Genomic DNA, 433 nt, shown 5'->3' with positions numbered 1-433 from the left:
TGTCGCCAGTCGGACCAGTAGCGCCAGTGTCTCCGGTAGGTCCAGTAGCGCCAGTGTCTCCGGTAGGTCCAGTCGGTCCGATGTCGCCAGTCGGTCCAGTTGGTCCGGTGTCTCCGGTAGGTCCAGTCGGTCCGATGTCGCCAGTCGGTCCAGTTGGTCCAGTGTCACCAGTCGGTCCAGTTGGTCCGATGTCTCCGGTAGGTCCGGTAGGTCCAGTAGCGCCAGTGTCTCCGGTAGGTCCAGTCGGTCCGATGTCGCCAGTCGGACCAGTAGCGCCAGTGTCTCCGGTAGGTCCAGTAGCGCCAGTGTCGCCAGTCGGACCAGTAGCGCCAGTGTCTCCGGTAGGTCCAGTAGCGCCAGTGTCTCCGGTAGGTCCAGTCGGTCCGATGTCGCCAGTCGGTCCAGTTGGTCCGGTGTCTCCGGTAGGTCCAGT

1 protein-coding gene is annotated in these 433 nt (G+C 63.7%); it reads right to left on the bottom strand.

What is annotated here, in order from left to right:
* Positions 1 to 433 (bottom strand): collagen-like protein (locus O0550_RS24120; RefSeq protein ID WP_258427429.1); only part of this gene is annotated, 433 nt, incomplete at both ends.

Source organism: Brevibacillus halotolerans, from assembly GCF_026891775.1.
GTDB classification, from domain to species: Bacteria; Bacillota; Bacilli; order Brevibacillales; family Brevibacillaceae; genus Brevibacillus_B; species Brevibacillus_B halotolerans.
This window is presented reverse-complemented; position numbering and strand designations above follow the sequence as displayed.